The sequence below is a fragment of the Corynebacterium gottingense genome, assembly GCF_007559235.1.
Lineage (GTDB): Bacteria > Actinomycetota > Actinomycetes > Mycobacteriales > Mycobacteriaceae > Corynebacterium > Corynebacterium gottingense.
This window is the reverse complement of record NZ_VMHH01000006.1, coordinates 68,989-81,915: the sequence shown is the minus strand read 5'-3', so window position 1 is coordinate 81,915 and position 12,927 is coordinate 68,989. Positions and strand designations below refer to the sequence as shown.

General features: G+C 66.0%; 15 protein-coding genes. 8 read left to right on the top strand and 7 right to left on the bottom strand.

Annotated features, from left to right (window positions below; translation table 11 throughout):
- Positions 1-45 precede the first annotated feature (45 nt).
- The gene (gene upp / locus FPH17_RS08120; RefSeq protein WP_154879708.1) at positions 46-681 is read right to left on the bottom strand and encodes a uracil phosphoribosyltransferase; all 636 of its coding nucleotides are present in this window, start codon (positions 679-681) and stop codon (positions 46-48) included.
- Positions 682-811: 130 nt separating this feature from the next.
- On the opposite strand from upp, the gene FPH17_RS08115 reads away from it, so the two are divergent.
- The 5 genes from FPH17_RS08115 to FPH17_RS08095 are packed head-to-tail and all read left to right on the top strand — an operon-like array spanning position 812 to position 5,997.
- Positions 812-1,093 carry a hypothetical protein gene (locus FPH17_RS08115; RefSeq protein ID WP_154879706.1) on the top strand — a complete coding sequence of 94 codons (282 nt, stop codon included), beginning with the start codon at positions 812-814 and terminating at the stop codon, positions 1,091-1,093.
- Positions 1,094-1,101: 8 nt separating this feature from the next.
- The gene (locus tag FPH17_RS08110; protein ID WP_238397053.1) at positions 1,102-2,187 is read left to right on the top strand and encodes a C40 family peptidase; all 1,086 of its coding nucleotides are present in this window, start codon (positions 1,102-1,104) and stop codon (positions 2,185-2,187) included.
- A 60-nt stretch (positions 2,188-2,247) separates the two neighbouring features.
- Complete coding sequence (locus FPH17_RS08105; protein ID WP_154879704.1) at positions 2,248-3,486, top strand: SatS C-terminal domain-containing protein; 1,239 nt, start codon at positions 2,248-2,250, stop codon at positions 3,484-3,486.
- 22 nt (positions 3,487-3,508) lie between these two features.
- A complete protein-coding gene (locus FPH17_RS08100; protein ID WP_154879702.1) occupies positions 3,509-4,648 on the top strand; it encodes a trimeric intracellular cation channel family protein in 1,140 nt (379 codons plus the stop codon).
- 59 nt (positions 4,649-4,707) lie between these two features.
- Complete coding sequence (locus tag FPH17_RS08095) at positions 4,708-5,997, top strand: D-alanyl-D-alanine carboxypeptidase family protein (RefSeq protein WP_414437220.1); 1,290 nt, start codon at positions 4,708-4,710, stop codon at positions 5,995-5,997.
- On the opposite strand, the gene FPH17_RS08090 is transcribed toward FPH17_RS08095, so the two are convergent.
- The 3 genes from FPH17_RS08090 to FPH17_RS08080 all read right to left on the bottom strand — a co-directional run bounded on the left by FPH17_RS08090 (position 5,948) and on the right by FPH17_RS08080 (position 8,548).
- A complete protein-coding gene (locus FPH17_RS08090; RefSeq protein ID WP_154879700.1) occupies positions 5,948-7,033 on the bottom strand; it encodes a YhjD/YihY/BrkB family envelope integrity protein in 1,086 nt (361 codons plus the stop codon). The genes FPH17_RS08095 and FPH17_RS08090 overlap by 50 nt on opposite strands.
- A 91-nt stretch (positions 7,034-7,124) precedes the next feature.
- The gene (gene trpS / locus FPH17_RS08085; RefSeq protein ID WP_154879698.1) at positions 7,125-8,132 is read right to left on the bottom strand and encodes a tryptophan--tRNA ligase; all 1,008 of its coding nucleotides are present in this window, start codon (positions 8,130-8,132) and stop codon (positions 7,125-7,127) included.
- Between the two features lie 209 nt (positions 8,133-8,341).
- A complete protein-coding gene (locus tag FPH17_RS08080) occupies positions 8,342-8,548 on the bottom strand; it encodes a hypothetical protein (protein ID WP_154879696.1) in 207 nt (68 codons plus the stop codon).
- A gap of 473 nt (positions 8,549-9,021) precedes the next feature.
- Between FPH17_RS08080 and FPH17_RS08075 the strand changes: the two genes are divergently transcribed.
- From FPH17_RS08075 to FPH17_RS08065, 3 genes are read left to right on the top strand one after another with little or no spacing between them, the layout of a single operon-like run.
- The gene (locus tag FPH17_RS08075) at positions 9,022-9,375 is read left to right on the top strand and encodes a GntR family transcriptional regulator (RefSeq protein ID WP_095277683.1); all 354 of its coding nucleotides are present in this window, start codon (positions 9,022-9,024) and stop codon (positions 9,373-9,375) included.
- The gene (locus tag FPH17_RS08070) at positions 9,372-10,055 is read left to right on the top strand and encodes an ATP-binding cassette domain-containing protein (RefSeq protein WP_154879694.1); all 684 of its coding nucleotides are present in this window, start codon (positions 9,372-9,374) and stop codon (positions 10,053-10,055) included. Before FPH17_RS08075 ends, FPH17_RS08070 begins: the two co-directional genes overlap by 4 nt.
- Entirely contained in the window at positions 10,052-10,735 is a 684-nt protein-coding gene (locus tag FPH17_RS08065) for a hypothetical protein (protein WP_154879692.1), read from the top strand. The genes FPH17_RS08070 and FPH17_RS08065 overlap by 4 nt, the downstream gene beginning before the upstream one ends.
- Before the next feature lie 18 nt (positions 10,736-10,753).
- On the opposite strand, the gene bsaP is transcribed toward FPH17_RS08065, so the two are convergent.
- The 3 genes from bsaP to FPH17_RS08050 all read right to left on the bottom strand — a co-directional run bounded on the left by bsaP (position 10,754) and on the right by FPH17_RS08050 (position 12,926).
- Positions 10,754-10,957 carry a biotin synthase auxiliary protein BsaP gene (gene bsaP, locus FPH17_RS08060; protein ID WP_095553415.1) on the bottom strand — a complete coding sequence of 68 codons (204 nt, stop codon included), beginning with the start codon at positions 10,955-10,957 and terminating at the stop codon, positions 10,754-10,756.
- Complete coding sequence (gene bioB, locus FPH17_RS08055; RefSeq protein ID WP_154879690.1) at positions 10,957-12,003, bottom strand: biotin synthase BioB; 1,047 nt, start codon at positions 12,001-12,003, stop codon at positions 10,957-10,959. Before bioB ends, bsaP begins: the two co-directional genes overlap by 1 nt.
- A gap of 122 nt (positions 12,004-12,125) precedes the next feature.
- Entirely contained in the window at positions 12,126-12,926 is an 801-nt protein-coding gene (locus FPH17_RS08050; protein WP_095546123.1) for a trimeric intracellular cation channel family protein, read from the bottom strand.
- Between the last annotated feature and the right edge of the window lies 1 nt (position 12,927).

The following is a 12,927-nucleotide window of genomic DNA, read 5'->3' as shown; positions in this document are numbered from 1 at the left end:
CGTGTGCTTAGCCTGACAGTCTACGCGCGCACGCCCAGCGCAGAGCTAAAAGTCAATATTGCGCGGCCCGTAGAGGCGATCGCCGGCGTCGCCAAGCCCGGGCACGATGTACGCCTGCTCGTTCAAGCCCGGGTCGATCGCCGCAGTGATGAGCCGGATCGGACCGCCGTGAGCTTGCAGCTTATCGACGCCCGGCTGCGCACTCACCATGCACACGCAGGTAATATCGTCCGCCCCGCGGTCAACCAACAGGTCGATCGCGTGGATAAGCGAGCCGCCCGTGGCCAGCATCGGGTCGACGAGGAAGACCGGCTGGCCGGACAGGTCGTCCGGCAGCGCCTCCAGGTACGGCACCGGCTCGTGCGTCTCCTCATTGCGGGCCATGCCGATGAAGCCGACCTGCGCGTCCGGGATCATGGACAGCGCGGGATCGATCATGCCAAGGCCGGCGCGGATGATGGGGACGATGATCGGCGGCGTCTTCAGCCGGGACCCCTGGGCAGTATCCACCGGGGTGACGGTGTCGAAGGTTTCCACCTCGAGGTCGCGGGAGGCCTCGTAGATCAGCATGGCGCCCAGGTCCGCGAGCGCCGCGCGGAAGGCTGCGTTGTTGCTGCGCTCGTCGCGCATAATGGTCAGGCGGGAGGCGGCAAGGGGATGATTCACAACGGTGATGTCCATGACTCCCCATGCTAACCCACCAGCGCGAAACGACCGCGAAACTACGAGGTCCAGCGGGCGCGACGAAAAATTTGTCACTTTTTTTGGCTCTCGATGGAACCGGGGGCGCCTTCGCTGCGTCTAATACTGCATGAACGTATTTGAACTCGACGCCACACATGTCCGCACCCACACCGATGCGCTGCGCAATGACGCAGCATCGCTTGCGCCCCTGTCCGAACTGCCCATCCCAGCCACCGGCCCGCTCGCCAACTTCGCCCGCGCCACCGCTGGCGCCATCCGCTGCTCCAATGGCAAGGCCGAAGAGCTACAGGAGGCCGCCCGCCGGATCGCGGGCAACATGGACCTCACGCTGCAGGCAGCCCACTGCGTGGACGAGGCCACGGGGCTCACCCTGGAGGGCGCGCTATGAGCGCTGCAATGCCATCGCCGCTGAACACGTTCGCCCAGAACCCCACATTCAACGCGGTGCTGGACACCGCCAGGGGGTCGTGCATCGACCCGCTTTATGCGGCCACGAAGATCTTCGCGTCCTGTCCCGAGATCTTCCCTACGCTCCCGCCGTTTTCCACCCCGCAGTTCGCCGCGTTCGACCCGCTGGCCAGCGTCGTCGGCGCCGATGCGGGCCGCTACCGCGACGCCGTCACCGCGCTGACCGAGCAGCGCGACGAGATCAGCGACATCGTCGTCACCGGGACCACGCTCGTTGCCACGGCGGTGAGCGAGCTCGTGGACACCGCCGTCTCTATGGTCCGCAACGCGTCCGCCGCTGCCGCCGCGGCCTCCGTCGGCGGTCCGCTTGCGCAGCTTACCGCCGCCGCGCCCGTGGTGATCACCGGTTTGCTCAAGGCTGGCGCAATTTTGGAAACCTTGGGCAACGACCTCGACGGCCTCGCCGACCGGCTGAACCAGACGACGCTGGCGATGCACGCCCGCGAGGCGCTGGTGGCGTCGCCGGTCGCGCAGGAAGCGCAGCGCACGCTCGGCGAGCTGGTCGATCGCTCTCCCCTGGCCACGATCCGTCCCACCGCCGCCCCGGTGCCGGAAACCCGCCCGGCGGCGCAGCCGATGGCGGCGAGCGTCGGCGGCGGCGAACCCGGCCCTGCGGGCGAGGCGACCCCGCCGGAGCTCGGCAAGCCGGTGAGCCCTGCAAGCCCTGCGAGTACGGCCGGGTCCGCTGCGGTGCAGGCGGCGAAGTCACAGATCGGCACCCCCTACACCTGGGGCGGCAGCCAGCCCGGCGGCTTCGACTGCTCCGGTCTCACCTCCTGGGCATACGGGCAGGCCGGCGTGGACATCCCGCGCACCGCAGCGGAGCAGGCCGTCGGCCAGCAAGTGGCGTACGAGAACCTGCAGGAGGGCGACCTGGTGGTGTGGGACGGCCACGTCGCCATGTACGCCGGCGACGGGATGATGATCGAGGCGGGCGACCCCGTCCAGCTCAATCCGGTGCGCACCGAGAACATCGGCATGCCGTTCCGCGGCTTCTGGCGTCCGACGGCGTAGCCGGGAGGGGTAGCGGGTTGGGTGCGTCGCGCGCGGCGACCTTTAGTAAAGTTTGCGTTCATGAGCACGCGCGCGATCCTCCCCGTCAAGATTTCACTGACCCTGGGCGATTTCTACACCCTGTGGGCCCCGACCTGGAAGGAGCACGGCTCCGAGTGGCAGGCGTTCCTCGGAGACGACCAGTCCATCCTGGTGTTTAATTCACCGGCCGAGCTGCTGGCGTACATCAATACCCACGCCCAGCACGACCTGACGGACCACCCGAAGTGGGCGCACTTTAGCGGCCAGGGCGACGACCGCGTCGTGCCGGACGAGAAGCACACGTTCGACATCATCGGCGCGCCCGAGTACTTGGCGGGGCGCCCGAGCCACGTCAACGTCTCGTCGCTGGGCGGCGTGCTGCAGATCGCGCGCTCGCTGGCGGACGTGGCCAGCGCGGAGCACGCGCAGATCTTCTTCGCCTCGCACTCGGTGCTGGGCAACGTGGCGCGCGGCGCCGACCACTACGCGGGCGAGAACGGCATGGACGAGTGGACCGGGCTCGGCCACGTCATCCTGGCGAACTGGAAGGAGGTCGTGGAGTCGCTCGATGGCGCTGTGCGCTTGGTGTCGGCGGATGAGCTGGATGCTGTGGCCGTCGATAATGCGACTGCAGCGATCGAGTCCGCCCAGGCGACGCGCGCCGCGAACAAGGAGCGCGAGGAGGCGGCGGCGAAGGAGCAGGCGGCCGCGGCGGACCCGTACGACGCCACGGTGTGGGCCAACGCCGGCATCGACCCGGTCAAGATCTCCATCCAAGGCAAGAGCGTGTACACCCTGCGCACCTACCTCGGCTCGGCCCCGGTGTTCATGGGTAAGTACGGCGAGATCATGACGTTCCCGTCCACGAAGCACCTCGGTCGCTGGATCCTACAGAACGACGAGCACGACCTGGCCTCCCTGTCCACCTGGCCGGACCTGGTCAACGCCGCCAACGCTGGCGACCTGAAGGTGGAGGTCCACCCGGACAACTCCTACTCGTTCAACGGGCTTGCGCAGGACATCGCGAAGGGGGTCGACACCGTGGACACCCAGCAGATGGCGAAGGCATACGAGCTGCTTGCCGACGCCGCCGACTGGGCCAAGGACGACTCCCTCAATTCCTTCCTGCTGGCCAACCCGCGCTTCCAGGACTACCTGGCCTATATGCTCGGTTCCACCGAGGCCGCCGGCTACGTGCCGTCCGCGCCGTTTACGGATAAGGCGGAATCCTGGACCGAGATGGAAAACCAGCTGATCAAGCGCTTCTCCAAGTTCTAGAAAGCTTCAGGCATCCCACGCCATGACCCCCGATCAGGTCGATCCCCTTATCACCACTATCTACCGTTGGTTCGACGTCTCCGGTGTGCTGCTCATGGGCATCATCGGCGGAACCCTGGCCCGCCACCGCGGCTACGACATCATCGGTTTCTTCTTCATCGCCATGCTGTCTGCCCTCGGCGGGGGCATGCTTCGCGACGTCCTGATCAACCAGGGCACCGTCGCCGCCATGAACCAACCTGAGTACCTCATCTTGGCGTTCACGGGCGCGCTCATCGCCCGCTTCACCTACTTCAAGGGCAAGGCCTGGGAGCTCTTACAAAGCCACGGCGACGCGTTCGTCTCGGCGCTGTGGGCCGCCACGGGCGTGGGCAAGGCGATCACGTACGGCCTGCCCATCCTGCCCACGATCATGATGGGTGTGTTCACGGCGACGGGCGGCGGCATGATCCGCGACGTGGTCACCGGGCGCGAGCCGTCCATTTTCGGCGACAACCAGCCGACGGTCATCCCGGCGGTCGCCTGCGCGCTGATCATGCTGCTGGGCAACGCGACCGGGTTCCTCGCCGTGGGCATGGTGCTGGGGCCGGTCGTCAGCTTCGCGCTGTTCCTCGCCGGCTACTGGGGGAACTGGCGCGTGTCCACCAACCCGGAGTACGCCCCGGTGAATGAGACCGCGGTACAGGTGGCGCACCTGGCCAAGAAGGCGGAGCACCGCTCGCGCGCCGTCGCCCGCGAACTGGAGCCGACCCGCGTGCGCTCGTGGCGCCACCGCCAGATGGAGAAGGCGCTGCAGCGCCGCATCGAAAGCGAGGTGCGCAAGGGCAAGCGCCGCGCCACCGCGCAGACGGAGGCGGACGATTTCCTGCAGGAGTTCACCCACGAATTCTCCGCCATCGACCCGACGATGCTGGACAAGGCCGAGCAATCGCCTCGCGACGCCACTGAGCCCGCCGAACCCGAGAGCCTCCTCGACGGCCTGGGCGTGGACCTCGCCGGCGACTCGTACGACGACGACCCAGCCCCCGAGGACCGCCGCGTCGCCGACGCCGACACGATCGCAATGCACAATGACATGCTCGATACGATCCTCGCTGATGACAAGCTCACCGACGAGCTCATCGAGCGCCTCGCCGCCCGCTACGCCCAGAACGACGAGTAGCGCCGCCCACGCGCGTTCCTCCGCGGGCCTATAGCCGGCAGCGCGTACGATCATGCGATGTGTTTGTGCAACGGAGAAGTGTCGCTGCCGTGGCGGTGGCGTCGATAGCCATCGCGGTGCCTGCCGCCCCGAACCTGGCGGTCGCGCAGGAGACGTCCACGACTGCGCTCACCCCAGGCCCCGGCCACTTTGACGAGTTTGGCAACTGGGTCCCACCGGTGCGCGACCGCGCCCCGGACACCGATAGCTGCCCGAACGCGCAGCAGCCGTCGGCAGCGATGTCCACTTCCGAGCGGCTCGCGCCGGGCCAGCCCACGCCGACGCCGCCGCCGCGGGTCTACGACGGCCCCTGCGGCGTGATCGTCCCGCCCGGCTATGCGGTGCCGCGCGACGTGTACGCCTCCGCCTGGGCCGTGTTCGACGCCGACTCCGGCGAGGTCATCGCGATGAAGGACCCGCACGGGCGGTACCGGCCGGCCTCGATTATCAAGGTCCTGCTCGCGCTCGTGGTGATCAACGAGCTCCCGCTGGACCAACAGGTCCCGGTCTCGGAAGCGTCCGCGAACCAGGAGGGCTCGCGCGCCGGCATCGGGGCGGGCGGCACCTACACCGTCGACGACCTCCTGCACGGCCTGCTCATGGCGTCTGGCAACGATACCGCCCACGCCCTCGCCCAGGCGATCGGCGGCGACGACGCGGCGCTGCGCAAGGTCAACGCGCTCGCCCAGGACCTCGGCATGCGCGATACCTACGTCGCGTCCTACTCCGGGCTCGACGCCCCCGGCATGTCCACCTCCGCCTGGGACCTGTCGCTGGCCTACCGCGCCGCGTTCCAGAACCAGACCTTTGCCAGCATCGTGGACACGGATTCCTACGAGTTCCCCGGCTTCGACGACCTGCCCGGCTTCCAGCTCTGGAACGACAACCAGCTCTACCTCAACGACCCCGAGGGCATCGGCGGCAAGACCGGCTACACCGACGACGCCAACCACACCTTCGTCGGCGGCGTGCACCACGACGGCCGCCGCCTCGTCGCGGTGCTCCTGGACACCACCGTCGGCGAGCACCGCGCGTGGGGCCAGGCCCAGGAGCTCCTCGCCGCCGCCTACCCCGTCGCCGCGGGCCAGGGCGTCGCATCGCTTGACGACGCCACCGCCCCCTCCACCACTCCCCTCGCTCCGGGTCCGGACGAGGGGGCGTCGACAAGCACTGATGCGCAAAAAGCGCCGGCGACCACCCCGTGGAAGTCCATCGGGATCGTCGCCGGCGTGGCCGTGCTGGCGCTGGTGGCGCTGGTGCTTAGCCTCGGGTCAAGAGGGACACCACCCCGACACCGACGGCGCCGATAGCCGCACCGACACCGAGCGCCTTGCCGGTGTTGGAATTCTGGCGGGCGGCGCCGGAGCGGACGTTGATCACGGCGGGCTCCGGCACCTCCGCGGGCGCACGCTTCAGGCTCTCCTGGGTCGTCGCGGTCCACGCGGACACGTACAGGACGACGCGCCAGATCAGGTAGAGCACAACCATCAGGGAGATCAGCGGGCCGAAGATGGCGCCCGCCGGGTTGCCGGTCATCGCGCCGATGATGAGGCCGGCGAACTGCTTGATCACCTCGAAGACGATCGCGCCGAGCAGCGCGCCCTGCACGCCGGACTTCACCGGCACCTTCGTGCGCGGCAGGAACATCACGACCCACAGCATGACGAGGAAGTTCGCCAGGATGCCCACGAGCAGCCCGACGACCCACACCAGCACGCGCGCGCCCGGGACCTGGTCCAGGCCGACGTACTCGAGCAGTTGGTCCGTCCAGCCCGAGACACCGAGCGCGGTGACGGCGAACGCGACGACGAACAGCACAATCAGGCCGATCAGGCCAACGAGGTCCCAAAGCTTCTTCGACACGAAGCCGCCGCCCTCGTTGGCGTCCAGGTTCCACATCGCGGACACACCGACGCGCAGGTTGTTCATCCAACCGAGCCCGGACCACAGGGTGGTGAGCAGGCCGATGCCGGCGACCGCGCCGCGCTGATCAATCGCGGACTGGATGAGGTCATTGACCATGCTGCCCATGTCGCCCTCCAGGCTCTCGCTGACCTGGTTCTGGATGTCCTGCATGAGGTCCGGGCGGGCGTTGAGGAAGAAACCGAGGCCGGCGAAAACCAGCATCAAAAGCGGAAAGAGCGAGAGCACGGAAAAGTACGTGATGCCCGCAGCGTAGTGGTTGCCGCCCTGGGCGCCGAAGCGTTCGTTCATGCGCATCAGGTGGCCAACGGCGGGGGCCTTCTTCTGCACCTCGTCCATGGCGCCGTCCTGCTGCTGCTTCGTGGCACGCTCAATGCCGTGCTCGTCGGTGTACGCCTTGGACGGCGACGTCGATGTTGCCATGCGGCAATCCTTCCTCACTCAGTGGACTGTTGTCAGCACCACAATCGTAGAGGAAGCGTTGGGGCGTCGATACTTGATGCCCCGTGTGGTGCTAGGCGCGCTTGAGAAAACCCGTCTTCTCGTAGACATCGGCGAGCAGCGGCGCGGCGACCTCGCGGGCCCGGGCCGCACCGCGGGCGAGGATGGCCTCGAGCTCCGCCTGATCCGACATGAGCTCGTCGTAGCGAGCGCGCAGCGGCGTGGTGAACGCCTCGAGCGCATCGGCCGTATCCACCTTCAGCGCGCCGTACCCCTGGCCCTCATAGCCGGCGACCAGGTCATCGATGGACTTGCCCGTCAGCGCCGACTGGATCACCAGCAGGTTGGACACGCCCGGCTTGTTCTCCTTGTCGTAGGCGATGACGCCGTCCGCGTCGGTCACGGCCGAGCGGATGCGCTTTGCCGACGTCTTCGGCGCGTCCAGCAGGTTAATCAGGCCCTTCGGGTTCTGGCCCGACTTGCTCATCTTGGACGTAGGATCCTGCAGGTCGTAAATCTTCGCGGCACCCTCCGGGATGAAGCCCTCCGGCACCACGAAGGTCTCGCCGCGCTTCGCGTTAAAGCGCTCCGCCAGGTTGCGGGTCAGCTCCAAGTGCTGGCGCTGGTCCTCACCCACTGGCACGAGCTGCGGGGAGTACAGCAGGATGTCCGCGGCCATCAAGACGGGATAAGTAAACAGGCCCACCGAGGTGCGGTCCTGCCCCTGCTTCTGGCTCTTGTCCTTGAACTGGGTCATGCGGCTGGCCTCGCCAAAGCCGGTCAGACACTGCAGCACCCAGGTCAGCTCCGCGTGCTCCGGCACGTGCGACTGCACGAACAGCGTGGACTTCTCCGGGTCGATGCCCAGCGCGATCAGCTGTGCACAGCCGGCGATCGTGCGCTGGCGCAGCTCCTCCGGATCCTGCTCCACCGTGATCGCATGCAGGTCCGGGATGAAGTAGAAGGCCTCATAGTCATCCTGCAGATCAATCCACTGCTTCAGCGCACCGAGGTAATTCCCCAAGTGATAGGAGTCGGCGGTGGGCTGGATTCCGGAAAGGACGCGTTTCATACACCACATATTAACCCGATACGTAATCGAGGGAACCCGGGGTTCTTTATCGCTACGATGAAGCCCACGAAAAGAGCAGCGATGACTGTAAGTAACCGCCCTGAGACAGTTCAGGATACCAAGGGAGAACATCCGCACCGCGGCTAGACTTCATTCGAGAAGCTGACCCTCAAGAGAACGCGAGGGCAACGGCAGATCCGCGTCACTGCTGAAATGCGTCACATCGTCTCGTTTGATTCCTCAACGTGCGTATCACTGTCCTCCAGCTCGTCCCGATCAGCCCGCTCCAGCGCTTCGGCCACCAGATCATCGCCGACTGCTTCGGCGGCGATGTCTCCGTTGGCCTGGCCAACCAGAACAAAAAGGGCACCGTACGGCTGTCGCTGACCGAAGCCGGTCGCACAGACCCTCTCCTCTCCCCTCATTCTCGAGCCGGTTGTCGTCGAATCCCACCACGACGCAGTAGTGTCACTCCCGCCCGGCGCGCAACTACTCGGTTCGAGTGCTCACTGCCCTATCCAGGCAATGTGGCTCGACCCCATCGTTTCGGTGCAGTTCTCCCCCGAATGCGCCCCTGATGTCGCAGGTCAATGGGCTGCACGCAGCAGTTACGACGCCACCACCGTCGCCCACGATCTCTCGCGTCACGTCGACCGCCTCACCCATACCGGCGACACCCTCGCCACCGGCTCCTTCCATGCCCCCAGGTGTGGCGGTAGTTGCGGTAGGTATTTCAGATTTCGCCTACCACTTGCTCGACCCGACCAGTAGTACAGGGATGCAGCACTGCTAGAAATCAGCGCTGACAAGCAGCTTTCGCGATCTAACCTGCCATACCCGGCGCGTTGGAAAATTTGGGGGTTGACACGCCAGCCTTGCCGGTTCTATGGTTACCCACATGAGTGGTAAACCCATATACCAACAGATTGCCGATGAGTTACGTGACCTCATCGGCGCTGGCACCCTCGCTCCCGGCGACCGGGTGCCGTCCACCAACGAGTTGTCCGCCTATCACTCCGTCAACCCAACAACCTCCGCCAAGGCGCTCACCGAACTATTCGACGAGGGCCTGCTGGAAAAGCGTCGCGGGCTCGGCATGTTTGTTCTAGAGAGTGCGCGTGACCAGGTATTAGGTACGCGTCGTGAGGCATTTGCCCGCGACTTTGTCCAACCGCTTGTCCATGAGGCCAACCAGCTCGGCATCACCACCGAGGAGCTTGCCGCAATGATTGAAAAGGAGCGCACCCAATGAACCCCGGCTTCTACGCGCTGGTCGGCCCAAACGCCGCCGGCAAAACCCACTTCCTACACACGCTCATGGGCCCGCACGCCGCGTTTGTCCCGGCTGGTGCGGACGCGAAGTTTGCGGGCACGACCGTGGACGGCCACCTGCGCGCGGTCGCGGCCATCCACCCACATGTAGAGCTCGACTTCCCCAACACCCGCATCAGGGACCTCTCCGTTGGGCAGCGCCGCCTCCTCACCATCGAGGTAGCCCTAGCCATCGGCAAGGACCTGCTACTCCTCGACGAGCCGTTTGACGGCATCGACACCACCACCCGCAAACAGGTCCGCCAGCGGCTGATTGACTACATCGCGGAGAACCCGCAGCGCAGCGTGGTGATGGCGTCGCATCGCGCCGAGGACTTCGCCGGTTTGGCCACCCATGTCATGCAGACATTCGAAAACGAGGTCTCGCGCCCTGTCCCACTCGACGACGCCCGCCTGCGTTTTCCGACGGTCACCGGCCCCACCGCCGAGATCAAAGAACTTATCGCTCGCTTCCCCGTCGCCGAGACGGCGAGCCTCGGGCCGACGACACGCGCCACTTTCACTGAACCCATCAGTGAGAACAATGTCCACCTGCCCATCGAATACCCGGACGATGCCGAACTCATCGACCTCCTTGCGACAGAAAGGCCCGCACGATGAAACTCTTCCTCAGCCCCTTCAAGCCGCTGTCCTACCTGGTGGCGTTGGCCGTATTACTGATCCTGGCCCCTCTGGGCCGTTTCTACGGGGGAGATGGTTCCCTCTGGACCATCTTCGGAGGCTTCGCCCTGACCGCCCTATTTATCCACGCTGGCACGCAGTGGAGCGCGTTAAACCAGCTCGGCGCGAGCTTTTCCGCGTGGATGAACTCTGCAACAATCACCGCCGTCATTGCGGCGGTGATACTTGGAGTGTCCACCGCGGCATCCTCGATCTACAACCAGTTCAAGAGCCCGTACTACCAGGCCTATGACCTGTTCCTCTTCACCAACGGCGCAGACGTGCCCTGGGTGGACACTAACGGTGACCCCTACATCCTGGCGAACGCCGGGCAAGACACCACATCTATGACCCTGACGATGCTGCTCCACATCGCGTTCTTCTTCGTGGCTGCCATCGTGGGGGTTGCGCTCGGTTTGGTCTACGCCTCCTACGGCACCGGGCGCGGCCTCATCACCGCTTTCTCCACCTTCCTCATCGCGGTGACACTGTGCTGGACTATTGAATCCCATATAGGTGAGTGGTACACCGCCGCAGTCAGTGGCATGAGTGCCGCATGCCTGGTCACACTCGCCGTCAGCGCGATAGCGTTTCGTAGCACAAAGCGCTTCGTGCCCTAGCAACCACTCGCACCTCCGCTACCGCTCTAGCCACTCCGAGCGCAGGATGCCGTGGCGGGAACAGCACGCCTCCCAGCCGAACGGGCTGATCTTTACCACCATGCGGCGCTCGCACACCGGGCAGATGCGCGGCGCGTCATAGGGGCGGTTCGGGTTCACGGGCAGCTGAATCTCGCCGGACAGGACAGCGTCGGCGAGCTCAGTGCTGTCGGGAACGCGCATTAGAGGGCCTTGATGGTGTCGTAGACCGCGCCGTGGCCGGACTTCATCTTCTGGCCGACCGGGGTGATACCCAGGTCAAGCACGCGGTCGACGGCCTCGCGGTCCTGCTCGATCGGGCGGCCCAGGGTGGTCAGGTAGTTGCCGCCGATGATGGCGTTGGCGCCGCCGAGGAGGCCGGCCTCGGTGCCGTCGTCGCCGAGCGCGAGCTCGGTGCCGCCGGCGAAGCGCAGCTGGGCAGTCGGCATGGCCAGGCGGAACGCCGCGACGGCGCGCAGCGCCTCGCCCTGCGGAACCAGCGGGCGGTCCTCAAACGGGGTGCCCGGGCGCGGATCGAGGAAGTTCATCGGGACCTCGTGCGGCTGGATCTCGGCGAGCTGGGTGGCAAACTCAGCGCGCTGCTCCAGGGACTCGCCCAGGCCGATGATGCCGCCGCAGCAGGTCTCCATGCCCTCGGCCAGCACGTACTCGAGCGTGTTTTTGCGCTCCTCCCAAGTGTGGGTGGTCACCACGTTGGGGAAGTAGGACTTCGCGGTCTCAAAGTTGTGGTTGTAGCGCGACACGCCCATCTCCTTGAGCTGGCGCGCCTGGTCCTGGGTGAGGATGCCCAGGGATGCGGAGATGGAGATGTCCACCTCGTCCTGGATGGCCTTGACCGCGGCGGCAACCTGATCAAGCAGCTGCTGGGTCGGCCCCTTCACGGCGGCGACGATGCAGAACTCGGCCGCGCCCATCTTCTCGGACTGCTTGGCAGCCTCGACGAGCTCGTTGATGTCCAGGGTCACGGCGCGGACCGGGGACTCGAACAGGCCAGACTGGGAGCAGAAATGGCAGTCCTCGGGGCAGCCACCGGTTTTCAGGGAGATGATGCCCTCGAGCGACACGTCGACGCCGCAGTGCTTGATGCGGGTCTCGTGCGCGATCTCCAGCAGCTCCTGGAGGTCCTCGTCAGGAACCTGGAGGACCTGCAGGATCTCCCCCTGGTTCAGGCCCTCGCCCTTCTCCAGGGCCTTTTCGCGTGCAATATCAAGAATAGGTGCGTGTGACATTGGTTAAACTCCGTTCTCAATGTAATGACTGACAAAAGGCTACCGCATCCGCTGAACAGTGTTCAGTTGTTGCCCCAAAAATCCCCCGCGTCTCCGAATCCGGGGGGCGGGGGTACGCGATGTCAGGATCGCTCGCCGTCGGCGCGCTTCCGTTCGCTCCTGGGCGGCAGCTTCATCTTCTTCAACCCCCGGTACGCGGTGCGTGCACCCGGAATGTGGCGGGCGCGGTGATACATGAAGGTGGTCAGGGCGTATCGCGGGTCGTACGCCGCGGCGGCCTCCTCGTCGTACTCGTAGACCGGCAGGCTCCAGCCCCGCTTGAGCGAGAACAGGCGCACCCCGAGCACCGCGACGAGCGTCACGAGGATGACCGCCCACTCGTGGACGCCCAGCCAGGACAGGACCCACCACACCACAACACCGATGACGGCAGCCGAGGCGTACATCTCCTTGTGGAAGACGAGCGGGACGCGGTCGGAGAGGACGTCGCGAAGCACACCGCCCGACACGCCCGTGGTCACCGCCGCAACGCACGCGATGATGAAGCCGTGCCCGTTCTCCACCGCAGTTTGGATACCCAGCACGGCGAACGCCGCCAGGCCGATCGCATCGGCGACGAGGAAGCTGCGCCGCAGCCGCACGAGCAACCAGCTCACCCGCACCGTCACCGCCGCCGCGACGATCACAGTGACCAGGTACAGCGGCTGCTCCACCCAGGTCAGCGGGTACGTGCCGAGCAGCACGTCGCGCACCGTGCCGCCGCCCAGCGCGGTCAGCGCGCCGAGCGTGATCACGCCGAACAGGTCCATGCGCATCCGGCCCGCCGCCACCGCCGCCGTCATCGCCTCGGCCACGATGCCGATGACGTAGAGGATGGAGACCAGGTTCGCGGTACTGAAGTTGGCAACATAGGAAGCGATCATG

Excerpts from the sequence above, each read along its gene's own strand:
- FPH17_RS08075 (WP_095277683.1), top strand. The coding sequence starts at position 9,022 with ATGAGTGGTAAACCCATATACCAACAGATTGCCGATGAGTTACGTGAC.
- bioB (WP_154879690.1), bottom strand. The coding sequence starts at position 12,003 with ATGTCACACGCACCTATTCTTGATATTGCACGCGAAAAGGCCCTGGAG.
- FPH17_RS08105 (WP_154879704.1), top strand. The coding sequence starts at position 2,248 with ATGAGCACGCGCGCGATCCTCCCCGTCAAGATTTCACTGACCCTGGGC.
- FPH17_RS08050 (WP_095546123.1), bottom strand. The coding sequence starts at position 12,926 with ATGATCGCTTCCTATGTTGCCAACTTCAGTACCGCGAACCTGGTCTCC.
- FPH17_RS08100 (WP_154879702.1), top strand. The coding sequence starts at position 3,509 with ATGACCCCCGATCAGGTCGATCCCCTTATCACCACTATCTACCGTTGG.
- upp (WP_154879708.1), bottom strand. The coding sequence starts at position 681 with ATGGACATCACCGTTGTGAATCATCCCCTTGCCGCCTCCCGCCTGACC.
- FPH17_RS08080 (WP_154879696.1), bottom strand. The coding sequence starts at position 8,548 with ATGAGGGGAGAGGAGAGGGTCTGTGCGACCGGCTTCGGTCAGCGACAG.
- FPH17_RS08065 (WP_154879692.1), top strand. The coding sequence starts at position 10,052 with ATGAAACTCTTCCTCAGCCCCTTCAAGCCGCTGTCCTACCTGGTGGCG.
- FPH17_RS08070 (WP_154879694.1), top strand. The coding sequence starts at position 9,372 with ATGAACCCCGGCTTCTACGCGCTGGTCGGCCCAAACGCCGCCGGCAAA.
- FPH17_RS08110 (WP_238397053.1), top strand. The coding sequence starts at position 1,102 with ATGCCATCGCCGCTGAACACGTTCGCCCAGAACCCCACATTCAACGCG.
- FPH17_RS08090 (WP_154879700.1), bottom strand. The coding sequence starts at position 7,033 with ATGGCAACATCGACGTCGCCGTCCAAGGCGTACACCGACGAGCACGGC.
- trpS (WP_154879698.1), bottom strand. The coding sequence starts at position 8,132 with ATGTGGTGTATGAAACGCGTCCTTTCCGGAATCCAGCCCACCGCCGAC.
- bsaP (WP_095553415.1), bottom strand. The coding sequence starts at position 10,957 with ATGCGCGTTCCCGACAGCACTGAGCTCGCCGACGCTGTCCTGTCCGGC.
- FPH17_RS08115 (WP_154879706.1), top strand. The coding sequence starts at position 812 with ATGAACGTATTTGAACTCGACGCCACACATGTCCGCACCCACACCGAT.